The sequence below is a fragment of the Cupriavidus sp. P-10 genome (assembly GCF_003402535.2).
Lineage (GTDB): Bacteria > Pseudomonadota > Gammaproteobacteria > Burkholderiales > Burkholderiaceae > Cupriavidus.
On record NZ_AP025170.1, the window covers coordinates 2,207,956 to 2,224,996 of the forward strand.

The window sequence follows — 17,041 nt, forward strand, 5'->3', positions numbered from 1 at the left end:
TTGTCACGCAGATGACCACCCGAGACGATCTCCTCCAGGCCGCCCAGCAGCGCCAGCAACAGAACCAGCTCCCGTACTTCGGCGCGCTGTCGCCGCAGGAAGCCTATGCCCTGCTGCAGAACGACCCCGCCGCGGTGCTGGTCGACGTGCGCACGCAGGCCGAGCTGGACTGGGTCGGCGGCGTTGACGTGCCGGACGCGCAGTTCGCCCATGTCGAGTGGATGTCCTACCCGGGCGGCGCGCAGAACGCCCGCTTTGTCGAGGAACTGAAGGCGCGCGTGCCGGCCGACGTGCCGGTGCTGTTCCTGTGCCGCAGCGCGGCCCGCTCCAAGCACGCCGCGCGCGTGGCGACCGAAGCCGGCTACCACTTCGCCATGGACGTGCTTGAAGGCTTCGAGGGCAACCGCGACGAGCATCACCACCGCAAGATGGTCGAAGGCTGGTGCGTGCGCGGCCTGCCGTGGCACGGCGCCTGAGCGCCTGCGCGCCAGCATGACGAAAGGGGCAGCCTGGCTGCCCCTTTTTGTCTGTTCCGCCGCCGCGGACGTTCAGGCCTGCGCGGATTCCCGCGCAGGCTGCTCGACGACTTCAAATCCCATCGCGCGCACCCCGTCCAGCAGCATGGCATAGGCGGGCGCCACCAGGTCGGCTGGCCCCTTGACCCCCAGGTCGATATGCCGGCGCGCGAAGCGGTCGCCGCGCTGCACGTCGCCGACCGACGGCAGGCTGAACACGCGGATGCCGGCAAAGGCGGCTTCGACTTTCTCCATCAGCGGTGTCAGCGTGGACTCCGGCGCCTCAAACACATAGAAGGCGCGTTCCTGGTGCTGCACCTGATGGAACAGGTGCGCGTACTCATGGCCGAGCACCCATTCCATCATCGGCCATGCCATCACCGGGAAGCCGGGCATGAAGTGGTGATTTCCTACCGAAAAGCCCGGGATGCGGTTGTAGCTGTTGGGAATGATGCGCGCGCCTTCGGGAAACTCGCCCATCTTGAATCGGTGCTGGTTCTCCGGCTGGTTCAGGTCGGCCTTGACGGGGTCGCCGCCGGCGGTCTCCGCAATGCGCAATGCGATCTGCTCACGCGCCTCGGGATGCAGTTGCAGCGGCACGCCCAGTGCCGCTGCCGCGCACTGGCGCGTATGGTCGTCTGGCGTTGCGCCGATGCCTCCGGTGCAGAACACCACGTCAGGCCCGGCAAAGGTGCGCTTGAGCGTGGCGGTGATGCGGTCGCGGTCGTCGCCAACATACTGCGCCCAGTCCAGCACCAGGCCGCGCGCGCCCAGCAGTTCGATGGTGCGGCGCAGGTGCTTGTCTTCGCGCCGCCCCGACAGAATCTCGTCGCCGATGATGATCAGGCCGAAACCCATGTTGCCCTCGCTTCAGGAATGTTCGATGCGCCGCACGTCAGAGGGCGCCAGGTCGATGATGTCGCCGCCCGCGGACGGGCCGGCGGGCTGCTGTGCCGGCGGCGGTGCGGCGCGTTCGGCGCGCAGCTGCGCGAGCGCGCGCAGGCAGAAGTGGCCGAACCACAGTGCCGAGAAGATAAAGATCAGCACGTACAGCCATAGCGTGCCGGCCAGCACGAACGGGAACAGGAAGATCACCGCCGCGGACGACACCCACAGCAGTGTCGGCGCCGAGCCCAGCAGACCTACCGCCACGCCGATCACCAGGAGCGGCGTGCGATGGCGCTGCATCAGCGTCTTGCGTTCTTCCGCACTGGCATGGTCGGACAGCGCGTCATAGGTCATCACCCGGTAAGTCAGCCAGCCCCACAACACCGGCGGGATCAGCGCGAAGAACGGCGGCACCAGCCACAGTGGCAGCGTCACCAGCACCAGCAGCAGGAACACGACGGTGCTGCCCAGCGACTGGAACACGCTGCCGAGCAGGCTGCCCCCGTGGGACTTGGCCAGGTCCGGGTAGCTGCGCTCCAGGTGGCGCACCACCGCCGGCACCGAGAACACGCCGATGAACATCAGCATCGATGCGATCACCAGCGGGACCGCCAGCGCGGCGACAAACAGCGGCGCCACCACGGCCCGCATCGATTGCAGGCTGAACCAGTCCAGTGCGCTGTAGATCCAGCTGGTCAGCACCGAGGTTTCGAGAAAACCGCGCGTGGCGGTCATGATGGGATCCCAGCCCCACCAGAGCAGCCCACCCCAGAAGAGCGTGGCCAGGACGAAAGGCAGCACGGTCAGCATCAGCATGCGGGGATGCAGCTGGCTGACGAGCGCGCGGCCAAACGAGCGAAAGATATCGTTCATGCAGCGTGGTTTCGAGCGTGGGCTCGGCGTTTATGCAATGGATGGCGGATAGCGGCCGGGAGCCCCCGCAGGAGCCGGCCGCAACCCGGAACACTAGCATACGCCACTTGCCGCCGCCGCGCGGACTGCGGCGTCAGCGGTAGAGGTGCGCTTCAGCGCAGCCGCAGCAGGCGCTTGATGCCGTACCACTGGTGGGCGAGGAAGCCCGTGCCGTAGTCGTGGCCCTTGCCCAGCGGCGGCGGCAGCTGGTCGCGGATACCGGTGGGGTGGTAGGTCTCGGTGTAGACCGCAGTGCCGAACAGCATGTCCCACCACGGAAAGATCACCCCGTAGTTGCAGCCGCCCAGCCGCGCCGGGGCGCCGTCGGCTTCATGGCCGATGCCAACCGCATGGTGGGTACGATGGAAGCGCGGCGAGATCAGCAGGCGCTCGCCGATCACGCCGAAATGCAGCCGCACATTGGCATGCTGCAAGCTCTGCAGAAGCTGCGACAGCGCCACCAGCAACACATATTGCGATGGCTCGACGCCGACGCCCAGTGCCACCAGCGCGAACACCAGGTCGCGCAGCATATCGTCGAGCAGGTGGTTGCGGTTGTCGCTCCACAGCGTCATCTGGCGCTGGCTGTGGTGCACCGCGTGCAGGTGCCACCACCATCGGAACGTATGCGACAGGCGGTGGTACCAGTAGTCGAGCAGGTCGAACAGCAGCAGGTAGACGAAGAAGCTGACCAGCGGCACGGAAGTCACGCCCGGCCACCAGTCCTCGACGTTGATCCGGTGCCAGCCCATCAGGCGCAGGTGCCCTTCGAGCGAGTCGGTCAGCGGCGCCAGCAGGAAGAACATGGCGAGCCGGAACAGCCCGAGGCGGTGGATCGCCGTGTAAAGCATGTCGGTGCGGATCGCAGCGCGGTCGGCCACCGGCTCGACCGGACGCCATTTTTCCAGCGGGCCCAGGATCAGGAACATCACGGCGATCTGCACCAGCCCTACCAGCAGCCACTCCGTGCCGGTGAAGGCCTCTTCGGCATAGCGGCCAAACCCGAGGTCATAGACCACCGGCAGCACCACGTCCTGGAACAGCGTGCCTTCGACCTGTCCGATCCAGCCGTTGAGCGACTCCCACATTACCGCCTGCCCTCCTGTTGTCCGATGGCATGCCGGGCGATCCAATCGCGGTAGGCCGGATGCTCGCGCAGCGTCGCGAAGCAAAAGCCCTTGCGTTCCAGCCCGGACAGCAGCGGCTCCAGCACGCCCGGCGCCCATGGATCCTTGCGCGACCAGATACCCAGGTGCGCCATGGCGATGTCGCCATCGCGCAGCTTGTCGAGCGCGCGCTCCAGCAGCATTGCATTCGGGTAGCGGTCCGACGCCAGCTCATCGCCCAGGAAGCCGGCCGGCGCCCAGCCGACGTGGCGGAAGCCGCACTGCTCGGCCCATTGCAGCGTCTGCGGCGCGGTGCGCCCGCCCGGGGCGCGCCAAAGCGGCATCATCTCGGCACCAACCATGTCGCGGAAGGCGTCCACGCTGCGGCGCAGTTCGCGGCAGAAACCAGCCGCGTCCATCACCATGTCCTTGCCAGCCTGCCCGCCAAACTGCGGCCGCATGGTCACCTGTCCGGCGCGCACGCCGCGCAGGTAGACGTGGTCGAACGTATGCGTGCCGAAGGCATGGCCGTCGGCGGCCAGCGACTTCCAGTACGGCGCCCAGGACGGGTCGAGCGAACTGTCCTGCCGCACCGTGGGTTCATTGGCCAGGAAGAAGGTTGCGCGGATCTTGTGGCGGCGCAGCGTGTCGGCGATCAGCTGTGCCTGGCTCATGCTGCCGGTATCGAAGGTCAGGTAGAGCGTGCCGGCCGGGCAGGCTTTTGCCGCGGCCCGGGTAGCATCCGCGGCCTGCAGCGCGGAGGGCAAGACGCAGGCAAGCGCCAGCACTGCCAGCAGCTTGCCGAATCGCTTGAAACGCGAAGTCCTGGTATCGCGCATGATCCTGCCCCGATTCCGATCAGTACAGCGGCGCGCGCGTACGGAAATAGATGCCGTGCGGCGAGCGGCCGACGCGCACGGTCTTGACCAGCTTGCGGCTCGGCACGTCGATCAGCCCGACCGAGCGCGCCCAGCGGAACGTCACCCACAGCGTCTTGCCGTCGGCGGTCAGTTCCATGTCGTCCGGTCCCGGCGGCAGGCCCGTGATGTCGCCGATCTTGGTCAGCGTCTGCTGGTCGATGATGCTGATGCTGCCGGTCACGCGATTGCTCAGGAACAGGTGGCGCTTGTCGCCCACCGCGCGGAAGTTATGCGCGCCCTTGCCGGTCTGGATCTGCTTGACCACGGTGCGGGTGCGCCAGTCGATCACGGCAATATAGTCCGCGCCGGTCATGCCGACCAGCAGGTATTTCTGGTCCGGCGTCACCCAGATGCCCGCCGGCGCCGAGCCGGTCTCCATGCGCCACAACACGTTCTGCGTAATGAGGTCGATCGCGGCAACCTCATTGGAATCCTGCAGCGTGATAAAGGCGATGCGGCTGTCGGCGGTAAAGGCGATATGGCTGGGCGTCTTGGCCAGCGGGTATTGCTTGGCCAGCTTCAGCGCCTTGCCGTCCCAGCGGTAGACATCGACGCGGTCGAGCCGGTTGCCGGTGGCGACAAACCACTTCTGGTCGGGCGAGAAGCCGATCTGGTATGGGTCGTCGATATTGGGAACGCGCTGCTGTACCTTGCCGGTCACCGGGTCCAGGAACACCAGGTCGTTGCCGACCGCGTTGGCGACGATCAGCGACTTGTCGTCCGGCGTCGCGATCAGGTGGTGAGGCTCCTTGCCAATCGGGAAGGTTTCCAGAATCTTCTGCGTGTCCTTGTCGATCAGCGTGACGGTTGCATCACCCGAGTTGAGGATCACCACCACTTCCGCCGCTGCCGGCGCAGCCATCAGGCCCAGCGCGAGCGCGCCCACCGTGATCCCACCAGCCACCCACCGACGCAATGCGAACATAAGACCCGCTACAAGAAGAACTGAATCGGCGATTCTAACGTTTGGGCGGCTAAATCCGCTGACGTCGCGACTGACGGCAGACAATAATTTGGCAGATTGTTGCGCCGGCACGACCATTTGCGGCCGTAACGGCGCCCTCGCGTCAGCGCTGCATCGATTCCCACACTTTCTGCAGCCGCTTTACCGACATCGGCACGGGGGTGCGCAGCTCCTGCGCGAACAGCGCAATGCGCAGTTCCTCCAGCATCCAGCGAAACTCTTCCAGCCGCGCGTCCTCGCCGCCCCGCCCTTGCGTGCGCAGCTGCTTTTCGGCGCGCTGCCATTGCTGCACCAGCGGCGCCATTTCCTGCATGCGCTGGGTATCGCGCGCCGGGTCGCCCTTGAGCTTGTCGATGCGCATGGCGATGCCCTTCAGGTAGCGCGGGAAGTGGACCAGCTGCGTGTATGGGGTCTCGTCGATAAAGCGCTTGCTCATCACCCGGCCAAGCTGGCCTTCCATGTCGGCGTAGGTGGTGGCGAACGGCTTGGCCTGCAGCAGCTTGCGCGGCAGCCCGGCGTATTCGGCAAGGATGGCGCCGGCCAGCCGTGCGATCTCCTGCGCCAACAGCGACAGCCGCGTGCGGCCTTCGTCCTTGCGGGCGTTGAACTCGGCCTCGTTGCGTGGCAGCGGCGACTGCATGCAGGCGCGCTCCAGCGCCAGCATCACGATCTGGTCGCGCAGCATTTCCTGCGTGCCCAGCGTCATGTACTGCATGGCCATCTGCTGGAGCCCGGGGATGTTCTTTTCGATGAACTTGACCTGCTCGCGCAACTGCAGCGCGAACAGCCGGCGCAGCCCCAGGTGGTGGATGCGCGCGGCTTCCTGCGGATCGTCGAAGACCTCGACGTCGCAGTGCGTGCCGCGGTCGACCAGCGCCGGGTAGCCGAACAGCGTCTGGCTGCCCTTGCGGATCTCCAGCAGCTCGGGCAGTTCGCCGAAGGTCCATGCCGTCAGGTTCTCGTACTGGCCCGGCTCGGCCGCCGGTAGTTGCGCGGCCTGATCCGGCGAGCCGGCTTGCGCTGCCGCCTGCGCGGCAACGCGCTGGAACGATTGCTGCGCCTGGCCGCCCAGCTCGGCGCGCAGCTGCGCCAGGTTGCGGCCCATGTCGAGCTGGCGGCCGTGCTCGTCGATGACCTTGAAGTTCATCGTATGGTGCGCCGGCAGCGTCTCCAGCTTGAAGTCGGCGCGCTTTACCATGGTGCCGGTCTGTTCGCGGATATCGGCGATCAGCACGTCCAGCAACTCACCCTCGCCAAACGGCTGGCGCGAGACAAAGCCGGCGGCAAAGTCCGGCAGCGGTACGCAATGGCGGCGCAGCTTCTGCGGCAGCGACTTCAGCAGCAGGTGGACCTTTTCCTTGATCATGCCGGGCACCAGCCAGTCGGCACGCTCCTGCCGCACCTGGTTGAGCGCGTACAGCGGCACGGTCAGCGTCACGCCGTCGCGGTGGCTGCCCGGCTCGAAGTGGTACGTCAGCCCCATGTCCACCCCGGCCACGTTCATGGCCTTGGGGAACAGGTCGGTGGTGATGCCGGCCGCCTCGTGCCGCATCAGCTCGTCGCGGTTCAGGTAGAGCAGCTTGCGGTCCCTGGCGCTTTCGGCCTGATACCACTGCTCGAATGTCGTTTGCTGGTTGATCTCCGCCGGGATGGCGCGATCGTAGAAGGCATAGATCAGCTCGTCATCGACCAGCACGTCCTGCCGGCGCGACTTGTGCTCCAGGTTTTCGATCTCGCGCACCAGGCGCTGGTTGTGCGCGAAGAACGGCAGGCGCGTATCGAATTCGCCCTCGACCAGCGCGCGGCGGATAAAGAGCTCGCGCGCTTCCTGCGGGTTCATCGGCCCGTAGTGGACGCGGCGATGCTGGTAGACCACCAGCCCATACAGCGTGGCCCGCTCCAGCGCCAGCACCTGGCCGGCCTTCTTTTCCCAGTGCGGATCGCTCCAGCTCACCTTGAGCAGGTGGCCGCCGATCTGCTCCAGCCACTCCGGCTCGATCCGCGCCAGCGTGCGCGCGAACAGGCGGCTGGTCTCGACCAGCTCGGCCGCCACGATCCAGCGGCCGACCTTGCGCGCGATCAGCGAGCCCGGCCACAGGTGGAACTTGATGCCACGCGCGCCCAGGTACTCGCGGCCCTTGCCGTCGCCATCCTCGATGCGCACGCCGACATTGCCGAGCAGGCCGGTCAGCAGCGCCTTGTGCACCTGCTCGTAGGTCGGCTCGCTCTCGTTCAGGCGCCAGCCCTGCTCGGCCACCGTGGTCAGCAGTTGGGAATGGACGTCGCGCCATTCGCGCAGGCGCAGGTGCGACAGGAAGCTGGCACGGCACTGGTCCTGCAGCTGGCGGTTGGACTTCTTGTGCGCGACCGCGTCCTCGAACCACTTCCACAGCTTGACCCAGCCCAGGAACTCCGACTTCTCGTCCATGAACTTGCGGTGCGCCTGGTCGGCGGCTTCCTGTGCTTCCTGCGGGCGGTCGCGCGGATCCTGCACCGACAGCGCGCTGGCGATGACCAGCACCTCGCGCAGGCACTGGTGCTCGCGCGCGGCCAGGATCATGCGGCCCACGCGCGGATCGAGCGGCAGCTTCGCCAGCTGTCGCCCGGTCGGCGTGAGCTGGTTGGCGTCGTCGACCGCGCCCAGCTCCTGCAGCAGCTGGTAGCCATCGGCGACGGCGCGGCCCAGCGGCGGCTCGATGAACGGGAACGATTCGATATCGGTCAGCCGCAGCGCCTTCATGCGCAGGATCACCGCCGCCAGCGACGAGCGCAGGATTTCGGGATCGGTAAAGCGCGGGCGGCCGGTGAAATCCGACTCTTCATACAGCCGGATGCAGACACCATCGGCCACGCGGCCGCAGCGGCCGGCGCGCTGGTTGGCGGCGGCCTGCGCGATCGACTCGACCTGCAGCTGCTCGACCTTGTTGCGGTACGAGTAGCGCTTGACGCGCGCCATCCCGGTATCGACCACGTAGCGGATGCCCGGCACCGTCAGCGAGGTCTCGGCGACGTTGGTCGCCAGCACGATGCGACGCGCGTTGGACGGCTTGAACACCCGCTCCTGCTCCTGCACCGAAAGCCGCGCGAACAGCGGCAGGATCTCGGTATGCGGCGGATGGTGCTTGCGCAGCGCCTCGGCGGCCTCGCGGATCTCGCGCTCGCCGGGCAGGAACACCAGCACGTCACCCGGGCCGACGCGGCACAGTTCATCGACGGCATCGACGATGCCGTCGTAGAGGTCGCGCTCGCGCGCCTGCGCGCTGCGCGGCGCGGCCCCCGGCGGCGCGTCGTCGGTGATCGGGCGGTAGCGCACTTCCACCGGGTACAGCCGGCCGCTGACCTCGATCACCGGCGCGGGCCTGCCGTTGAGCGTGAAATGCTCGGCAAAGCGCTGCGCATCGATGGTGGCCGAGGTGATGATCACCTTCAGGTCGGGCCGCTTCGGCAGGATCTGGCGCAGGTAGCCGATCAGGAAGTCGATGTTCAGGCTACGCTCGTGCGCCTCGTCGATGATGAGGGTGTCATACGCGCGCAGCAGCGGATCGTTCTGCGTCTCGGCCAGCAGGATGCCGTCGGTCATCAGCTTGACCGAGGCCCCGGCCGACATGGTGTCGTTGAAGCGCACCTGGTAGCCGACATGCTCGCCCACCGGCGACCCCAGCTCCTGCGCGATGCGCTTGGCGGTAGAGGTGGCGGCGATGCGGCGCGGCTGGGTGTGGCCGATCAGTCCCCCGCCCTCTCGCCCCGGCCCGCGCCCGATCGACAGGCAGATCTTGGGCAGCTGCGTGGTCTTGCCCGAGCCGGTCTCGCCGGACACGATCACCACCTGGTTGGCCAGCAGCGCCGCGGCGATCTCATCGCGGCGGGCCGAGACCGGCAGGGCCTCGGGGAATGTGATCGGCGGCAGCGGGTTGACCGCCCGTGGTGGCCTTGGCGGCCGCGGCGGGCGCTCCTCGCGCGGGCCGCGCGGCGGACGCTGGCCGGGTTCGCTGGCCGGACGGGCGGCAGCGGGTTCCGGACGGCCGGACGGCGGCCGAGCCTGGCCCGTGGGCGGCCCTTTTGGTGGTCGGGGCGGTCGGGGCGGCCGGGACGGATTGGATGGCGTGGACTGGCCGGCACCGGCCGGCGTCTGCGGCGCGGCGTGTTGACCTGGCCTGGCAGGCTTTGCAGCCTTGAAGGGGCGTTGTTCTGACATTGGCCGGGATTATAATCCGCGGGATGAACGCAAGAACCGATACGCCGCAGCCGGCGACCTCGACCGACACCGCAGCCGCCACGGCGGCGGAGCCGCCCGCCACGGCCGAGCTCCCCCCGCCTGCCCCGCCTTCCACCGAGCCCGCCACCGCACCGGTGCCGGCGGGCGCCGACGCCATCGAGCGCGGCGGCCCCGACCACCAGCAGTTCGTCGACTGGCTGCGCATGGTGGCGCCGTATATCCATGCCTTCCGCGGCAGGACCTTCGTGATCGCCTTCGCGGGCGAACTGGTCAAGTCGGGCGTGCTCAACGCACTGGTCAACGACGTGGCGCTGCTGCATGCAATGGGCATGCAGATCGTGCTGGTGCACGGTTCGCGTCCGCAGGTGGAAGAACAACTGGCGCTGCGCCATGTCGAGTCGCAATTCGTTGACGGCGTGCGCATCACCGATAACGCCGCGCTCGAATGCGCCAAGGAAGCCGCCGGCGAGCTGCGCCTGGACATCGAGGCCGCATTCAGCCAGGGCTTGCCCAATACGCCGATGGCCGGCGCGCAGCTGTCGGTGATTTCCGGCAACTTCGTCACCGCGCGCCCGGTCGGCATCGTCAACGGCACCGACTACCAGCACACCGGGCTGGTGCGCAAGATCGACGCCGAGTCGGTGCGCATGTCGCTGTCGCACGGCAAGGTGGTGCTGCTGTCGCCGCTGGGCTTCTCGCCGACCGGCCAGGCCTTCAACCTCTCGATGGAAGACGTGGCCAGCGCCACCGCCACCGCGCTCAAGGCCGACAAGCTGATCTTCATTACCGAGGTGCCGGGCGTGCCCGACGCGGTCGGCAAGCTGATGCCGGAAATGTCGCTGCGCACGGCCGTGGAGCGCCTGCAGAACAACCACTTGCCGCCCGACGTTGCCGACTACCTGCACCACCTGGTCAAGGCGCTCAAGGGCGGTGTGCCGCGTGCGCATCTGATCCCGTATTCGCTGGATGGCTCGGTGCTGCTGGAGCTGTTCCTGCACGATGGCGTCGGCACCATGCTTTCCGATACCGACCTGGAAAGCCTGCGCGAAGCCACGCTGGACGACGTCGGCGGCATCCTGCAACTGATTGCGCCGCTGGAGCAGGATGGCACGCTGGTGCCGCGCGGACGCCACCTGATCGAGCGCGATATCTCCAATTTCTCGGTGATCGAGCACGATGGCGTGTTGTTCGGCTGCGCCGCGCTCTATGACTACCCGCGCGAGAACATGGGCGAAATGGCCTGCCTGACGGTGTCGTCCGAGGCGCAGGGCACCGGCGACGGCGAGCGCCTGCTCAAGCGCATCGAACGCCGCGCGCGCGCGCTGGGCCTGGACAAGCTGTTCGTGCTCACCACGCGCACCGAACACTGGTTCCTCAAGCGCGGCTTCGTCCACGCCACCGTCGACGACCTGCCCGAAGACAAGCGCAAGCTCTACAACTGGCAGCGCAAGTCGATGGTGCTGATGAAAAAACTGTGACGGCGTAGGGTCAATGGCCGCCTCGCCGCGGCGAGCCGCCTTGCTTGGCTACAATAGCGCCAGCGCCCTGAGCTCAGTCTAACGAACGAACAAGGAGTCCCCCATGGCCCGAATGGTCCATTGCATCAAGCTGAACAAGGAAGCCGAAGGCCTCGACTTCCCGCCGCTGCCCGGCGAACTGGGCAAGAAGATCTGGCAGAGCGTGTCGAAGGAAGCGTGGGCCGGCTGGCTCAAGCACCAGACCATGCTGATCAATGAAAACCGCCTCAACATGGCCGACACACGCGCCCGCCAGTACCTGATCAAGCAAACCGAAAAGTACTTCTTCGGCGAAGGCGCCGACCAGGCGCAGGGCTACGTGCCGCCGCAGTCCTGATTCCGGACCGCGTCAACGAAAAAAGGGGTGCCCGAGGCACCCCTTTTTGCTGGGCCGTTTCAACCGGCCGATGCGTCGGATCAGTAGTCCGTGCGCTGCACACCGTCGCCGGTGCCGAGCAGCAGCACGTCCGCGCCACGTAAGGCAAACAGGCCCACGGTGACCACGCCCGGCACCTGGTTGATGGTCTGCTCAAGCCCGCGCGGATCGTCGATCTTCAGGCCTACGACGTCCAGGATCACATTGCCGTTGTCGGTCGTGTAGATGCCACCTTCCTTCGTCATGCGCAGCTTCGGCTGGCCACCCAGCGCCTGCAGCTTGCGCGCGACCGCCGCACGTGCCATCGGGATCACCTCGACCGGCAGCGGGAAGGCCCCCATGGTGCCGACCAGCTTGCTGCCGTCGGCGATGCAGACAAAGCGCTTCGCCACCGAGGCCACAATCTTCTCGCGCGTCAGCGCGCCGCCGCCGCCCTTGATCATGGCGCCGCTGGCATCGATCTCGTCGGCACCGTCGACATATACCGGAATCTCGTCGACTTCGTTCAGGTCCAGCACCTTGAACCCGTGCTGCTGCAGGCGGCGCGTGGAAGCCTCGGAGCTCGACACGGCACCCGCGAAGCGCTCCTTGAACGCCGCCACGGCGTCAATGAAGAGGTTGGCGGTGGAGCCGGTGCCCACGCCCAGCACGGCGCCTTCGGGAACTTCCTGCTTCACATAGTCGGCGGCGGCCTGCGCCACCAACGCCTTGAGTTCATCCTGAGTCATGACAACAGCCAGATTGCGTTGGGGGAGGGTAGGAGAAGTCCATTACTGGACCCCTCCCCCCTAAGAACCGTACGTGCGAGTTTCCCCGCATACGGCTCAAGCCTTTACAAAGTACTTGAACTTATTCAAGCACCGGTTTCACAGCGATTTTACCGTAGTGATGAACTTGGACATGGCAATCGGGGTGCAGCAATACGCGATTTCCTAGAGCATCTGAACCCCCGAGAATTCGGGGTTCGATGTGATGGTCATCCCATCCAGTCTCGTCGGTCAACGCGCCTTGACACACCGCGCACAAGCCTCGCTGAGAAACGTACAGCTTTGCCCATTGCTTTCGGTACGACATGCGATCTGCCATGCGTTCCTGCCGCAATTTCTCGCCATACATCTCCTGCGCCGGGTCGAACGGATGGTAGTCCGCCCGCACCTTCTTGTGCCTCCGGATGAGCGTACTCGGAATCGAATACAACTCCATCCAGTAGCGTTCACCTGCCTTGTTCACAGCAGTGGTTCCGAACACCCAGTTCCGATCCCCAACTGAGGCGTAATACTTCTTTCGCACCCATTCGGAGTTTTTCCCTCGATGTCGCCGCTTTGCCCACCTCCATAGAGCCCGAAAAATCAGGTTCTCCATTCGGGAGAACGCCGCCTTCGCTACCACCGGGCAGTGGTACTGCGCCCAGCCCCTTAGCATCGGGTTCAGCAGTCGAATCAATTTCTCCTGCTTGACCGTCTTGTTTGCACCGATGACCTCCTTCACCTTGCTGTAGAACGCTTTCACGTTCTTCTTGCCTGGCTTGATGAGCAGCTTTCCCGAATACTTCCGGAAATTCCACCCCAGAAAGTCAAAGCCGTCAGCGATATTGACGATCCGCGTTTTCTCCGTCGATAGCGTCAACCCCCGTACTGCGAGGAACCGTTCTACCCACGGCTTCACTTCGTTTTCTAACACCTCCGGCGTATTGCCGGTGATCACGAAGTCGTCCGCATAGCGCACAACATTCACTTTGAGCTTCTTAGTTTTCGCGACGCCCAGCTTAGTTCGGAAGAACTCCTCCAGTTGTCGCTCCAATCCATTCAGTGCCACATTTGCCAGAGTCGGGGAGATGATGCCTCCCTGCGGTGTTCCAGCGTCGGTCGCCTGAAACTGGCCCTGAAATACCACGCCAGCCTTCAACCACTTCCGAAGGATTGCTTTGTCCATTGGGACATTGCGTTCCAGCCAGTCGTGACTGATATGGTCAAAGCACCCCTTGATATCCGCCTCCAGCACCCATTGGGCCGAAGCCTTCTGGGATAGGGATACGAATAGCTGGACCATGGCATCATGAGTCGAGCGATTGATCCGAAACCCGTAAGAGTTCGGGTCGCTCGTCCCTTCGGACACCGGTTCCAGCGCCAGCAGATACAGCGCTTGCATGGCTCGGTCGTGTAGGGTCGGAATGCCCAAAGGGCGTTTCTTCCCGTTCGACTTGGGGATGTAGACCCGCCGTAAAGGCAGTGGCCTATACCCCCGACGCTTCAACCTCCCGATGGCTTCCCACCGGGTTTCAGACGTTTCCCACTTTACGCGATCGACTCCCGCCGTCCGCGCACCTTGGTTCATCGCCACTCGCCTTACCGCCGATGCCTTGGCGGACCACGAGCGGGTCAAGGACCTTTGCAAGGCTTTCACCCTACGCCAATCCCCTTCCTGTGTTGCCTTCGCAATTCGAATCTGCATCACCCGAACGTTCCGGTCGACGCGGCGCCAATCAATGTCGCCCCATCTCTCTGGTACGCCGGAAGGCGCAGATTCATCCTTGCGGATCAATGCTTCCATGCTGCCCTCCTATCTTGAGGATCCTCCCCAACATCGAAAGACAACATGCCCCTTGAGGGACAGGTTGCCCCTCAAGGGAAGAAAGTTTAAACAAGCGAGTTTAGTCAGCCGTCTTGCGACGAGAAGACCAGTTGGAAGTCTGCCCGCTTTCGCGTGGGATGATGTTTCAACCCCTATCCGGACCGTTACAGCCCGGCATTCGCTTTTTCCAACCTCCCATACCCGCACAGCCGACAGCGTTCCTTACGGTTCGCCTGCCTGAGTCGTACAGCACTCCGGCAACCATACGGGCTTACCACGTTCCCCACGCGTTACAAGACCGGGTTAGGACCTGCCTCTTCGCCGATGGTCTATTGACGACGTATCCCGAGTTTCCAGCGAGATAACCGACCACATACCATTTTGGTTAGTGCCACTTAGTAGCGTAAGCACCGTACTATTCACGACGTTTATCAGCAGTTCACATATGTTGCCCTTACCAGTCAGCCTAGCTCCTCGACCGATGCTACTTCGGTCTGCTACCCAGGGACCTCACGGTCCCTGAGCACCCTTGCGGGGGCTACATTGTCAGAAGAGCTTCACACCTCACCGTTGCCAGTGACGCATGTCTCCCTAGGCTACTACCAGTCGCATGGTAGGTTCTCTATCGAGGCACCCTCACGGGCGTACTCGACCGAACAATAACGCATGGAGCCTTCGGCTCCGGGACCTCACTTCCTTACTCATGTGCTCCCATACGGGCGAGCACTTGACGATGGCCGAGCTCTTGCGAGGGTCAAACACCGTCCCAATGGCGTAGCGCCGGTCCAATCCGGACCGGTTTAAAGCTATGTGGCGTTTACGCAACAAAACTGCCGTTGCATACCGGCCCGCTCCCTCCGTGGAGGGGGCGTTACAGAGAACTCGCCCAAAGGCGAGCGTCCCCGCCCTTGGGCAATGGCTGGAAATTCATCCAGCAAAAGCAAGCTATGCGTCAGCCAGTACACCGGCCTTCGCACAACATATGGACTCCCCCGGCTTTACCGGCCAGGCTTGTCTAAGCAAGTAATGGTTGGGATTGGACGGATCGGGCCGAGGCCCAATCCTTGTCCCAACAAAGGTCGATGCTCCTTACGTTGGAGCTACCCGGACACGAGAGTGCGTGTCGCACGGAAACGCATAGTGTAGCGGATAGAGCGGCATACCCCGCCACCGGCGGTACAATGGATCGGCCGGGGCCAGCGCTTGCCGCCCCGCCACCGCAAACCGAATCGCCAACGATTCAGCGCCAACTCAGCGCCAACTCAGCGTCAACGACAAAGCGACATGAACCAGCTCGAACAACTCAGGCAGTTCACCACGGTAGTGGCCGACACCGGCGACTTCCAGCTGATGAAGCAATACACCCCGCGGGACGCGACCACCAACCCCTCGCTGATCCTGAAGGCCGTGCAGAAACCGGAATACCGGCACCTGCTGGAGAAGGCGGTGCAGGACCATCACGGCAACGGCGGCGTCGATGCGGTGATGGACGAAGTGCTGATCGCCTTCGGCTGCGAGATCCTGGCGATCGTGCCGGGCCGCGTCTCGACCGAAGTCGACGCGCGCCTGTCGTTCGACACCACCGCCACCGTCAACAAGGCCCGCCACCTGATCCAGCTGTACGAGCAGCGCGGCATCGCGCGCGAGCGCGTGCTGATCAAGATCGCGTCCACCTGGGAAGGCATCCGCGCGGCCGAGATCCTGCAGCGCGACGGCATCCGCTGCAACATGACGCTGCTGTTCTCGCTGGTGCAGGCGGTGGCCTGCGCCGAGGCCGGCGCGCAGCTGATCTCGCCCTTCGTCGGCCGCATCTTCGACTGGTACAAGAAGCAGGCCGGCGAGCAATGGGACCCGGTCGCCAACGGTGGTGACAACGACCCGGGCGTGCGCTCGGTGCGGCAGATCTATGACTACTACAAGAAGTTCGGCTACCCGACCGAGGTGATGGGCGCCAGCTTCCGCAGCACCGCGCAGATCTTGTCGCTGGCCGGCTGCGACCTGCTGACCATCAGCCCGGAACTGCTGGAGCAACTGGCTTCCGGCCAGGGCACTGCCGAGCGCAAGCTATCGGTCGACCAGGCTCAGGCCGCCAATATCGCCCGCATCGCGGCGGACGAGGCATCGTTCCGCTGGCAGCTGAATGAAGAGGCAATGGCCACCGAGAAGCTGGCCGAAGGCATCCGCCTGTTCGCGGCGGATGCGGTCAAGCTGGAGAAGCTGATCGGCGAGATTGCCAGATAAGCGCCAGGTAAGCCGACGGGGCCGGCTCAGTCCGGCTCAGTCCGGCTCAGCGCCCGGCTGCGGCCACAGCAGCGGCAGGCAGGCGCCTGCCGCCGCCTGCACCATGAGGTCCGCGGTCTGGTCCAGCGCGGACGGCAGCGGGTTGATCACGATGACGGGCGCGCCGTGCTCCTTCGCCAGCCCCGGCAGCGCGGCAGCGGGATAAACCAATCCCGACGTTCCGACTACCAGGCACAGGTCCGAGGTCTCCGCCGCATGCTCGGCGCGGAAGCGCGCCACGCGCGGCAGGTCTTCGCCGAACCACACCACGCCCGGGCGCATCAGCGCGCCGCACAAGTGGCAGCGAGGCGGCATGCCGGGCAGCGCGCTCGCTTCGTCGCAGCGCCCGCACCCATCCAGCCACTTGTTGGCGAACAGGTTGCCATGCAGCTCGATCACATGCTGGCTGCCTGCGCGCTGGTGCAGGCCATCAACGTTCTGCGTTACCAGCGTGACGTTCTTCTGCGCGGCCAGCGCCACCAGCGCGTGGTGTGCCGGATTGGGATGCGCGGCAGCGACCAGCGCGCGCCGGTGCAAGTACCACTCCCACACCAGTTCGGGCTGGCGCCGGTAGGCCTCTTCGCTGGCCAGTTCCTCCGGATTGAACCGTTCCCACAGGCCCGTCATCGCATCGCGGAAGGTCGGCACGCCCGACTCGGCGGAAATGCCGGCGCCGGTCAGCACGAAGATGCTGCGCGCCTGCGCGATCAGCCGACGCGCCTGCTCCATCCCGGGCCAGGGCTCAGACGTGGGGCGTAGCGGATCGGCCACCATGG

The 17,041-nt window shown here is 65.3% G+C and carries 13 protein-coding genes; 4 read left to right on the forward strand and 9 right to left on the reverse strand.

Going from position 1 to position 17,041, the window contains the following annotated elements; genetic code table 11:
* The first annotated feature begins 11 nt into the window (after nt 1–11).
* Nucleotides 12–476, forward strand: a complete 465-nt coding sequence (locus CTP10_RS10165; protein ID WP_116320414.1) for a rhodanese-like domain-containing protein — start codon at nt 12–14, stop codon at nt 474–476.
* 72 nt (nt 477–548) lie between these two features.
* Here the strand turns inward: CTP10_RS10165 and CTP10_RS10170 are convergent, their stop codons facing one another.
* From CTP10_RS10170 to hrpA, 6 genes are all read right to left on the reverse strand, one after another.
* Entirely contained in the window at nt 549–1,373 is an 825-nt protein-coding gene (locus CTP10_RS10170; RefSeq protein ID WP_116320413.1) for a competence/damage-inducible protein A, read from the reverse strand.
* A 12-nt stretch (nt 1,374–1,385) separates the two neighbouring features.
* Nucleotides 1,386–2,276, reverse strand: coding sequence for an EI24 domain-containing protein (locus CTP10_RS10175; RefSeq protein ID WP_116320412.1), 891 nt, complete (start codon nt 2,274–2,276; stop codon nt 1,386–1,388).
* Nucleotides 2,277–2,428: 152 nt separating this feature from the next.
* Complete coding sequence (locus CTP10_RS10180) at nt 2,429–3,403, reverse strand: sterol desaturase family protein (RefSeq protein ID WP_116320411.1); 975 nt, start codon at nt 3,401–3,403, stop codon at nt 2,429–2,431.
* Nucleotides 3,403–4,260, reverse strand: coding sequence for a polysaccharide deacetylase family protein (locus tag CTP10_RS10185; protein WP_116320410.1), 858 nt, complete (start codon nt 4,258–4,260; stop codon nt 3,403–3,405). The genes CTP10_RS10180 and CTP10_RS10185 overlap by 1 nt, the downstream gene beginning before the upstream one ends.
* Nucleotides 4,261–4,279: 19 nt before the next feature.
* Entirely contained in the window at nt 4,280–5,266 is a 987-nt protein-coding gene (locus CTP10_RS10190; RefSeq protein WP_116320409.1) for a YVTN family beta-propeller repeat protein, read from the reverse strand.
* A gap of 142 nt (nt 5,267–5,408) precedes the next feature.
* On the reverse strand, nt 5,409–9,500 hold the full coding sequence (hrpA, locus tag CTP10_RS10195; protein WP_116320408.1) for an ATP-dependent RNA helicase HrpA: 4,092 nt from the start codon (nt 9,498–9,500) through the stop codon (nt 5,409–5,411).
* A 23-nt stretch (nt 9,501–9,523) separates the two neighbouring features.
* Between hrpA and argA the strand changes: the two genes are divergently transcribed.
* Together argA and CTP10_RS10205 are read left to right on the forward strand one after the other, a co-directional pair.
* Nucleotides 9,524–10,999 (forward strand): amino-acid N-acetyltransferase, encoded by a 1,476-nt coding sequence (gene argA, locus CTP10_RS10200; protein WP_116320407.1) that lies wholly within the window; start codon nt 9,524–9,526, stop codon nt 10,997–10,999.
* A 103-nt stretch (nt 11,000–11,102) separates the two neighbouring features.
* On the forward strand, nt 11,103–11,375 hold the full coding sequence (locus CTP10_RS10205; protein WP_029046163.1) for an oxidative damage protection protein: 273 nt from the start codon (nt 11,103–11,105) through the stop codon (nt 11,373–11,375).
* 80 nt (nt 11,376–11,455) lie between these two features.
* On the opposite strand, the gene rpiA is transcribed toward CTP10_RS10205, so the two are convergent.
* Both rpiA and ltrA read right to left on the reverse strand, forming a co-directional pair.
* Nucleotides 11,456–12,142, reverse strand: coding sequence for a ribose-5-phosphate isomerase RpiA (rpiA, locus tag CTP10_RS10210; RefSeq protein WP_116320406.1), 687 nt, complete (start codon nt 12,140–12,142; stop codon nt 11,456–11,458).
* Nucleotides 12,143–12,263: 121 nt separating this feature from the next.
* Nucleotides 12,264–13,964: a group II intron reverse transcriptase/maturase gene (ltrA, locus tag CTP10_RS10215; RefSeq protein WP_116320405.1), complete on the reverse strand. Its 1,701-nt coding sequence runs from the start codon at nt 13,962–13,964 to the stop codon at nt 12,264–12,266.
* Between the two features lie 1,305 nt (nt 13,965–15,269).
* On the opposite strand from ltrA, the gene tal reads away from it, so the two are divergent.
* Entirely contained in the window at nt 15,270–16,226 is a 957-nt protein-coding gene (tal, locus tag CTP10_RS10220; RefSeq protein ID WP_116320404.1) for a transaldolase, read from the forward strand.
* 36 nt (nt 16,227–16,262) lie between these two features.
* On the opposite strand, the gene CTP10_RS10225 is transcribed toward tal, so the two are convergent.
* Nucleotides 16,263–17,039, reverse strand: a complete 777-nt coding sequence (locus CTP10_RS10225) for an SIR2 family NAD-dependent protein deacylase (protein WP_116320403.1) — start codon at nt 17,037–17,039, stop codon at nt 16,263–16,265.
* Nucleotides 17,040–17,041: the final 2 nt, after the last annotated feature.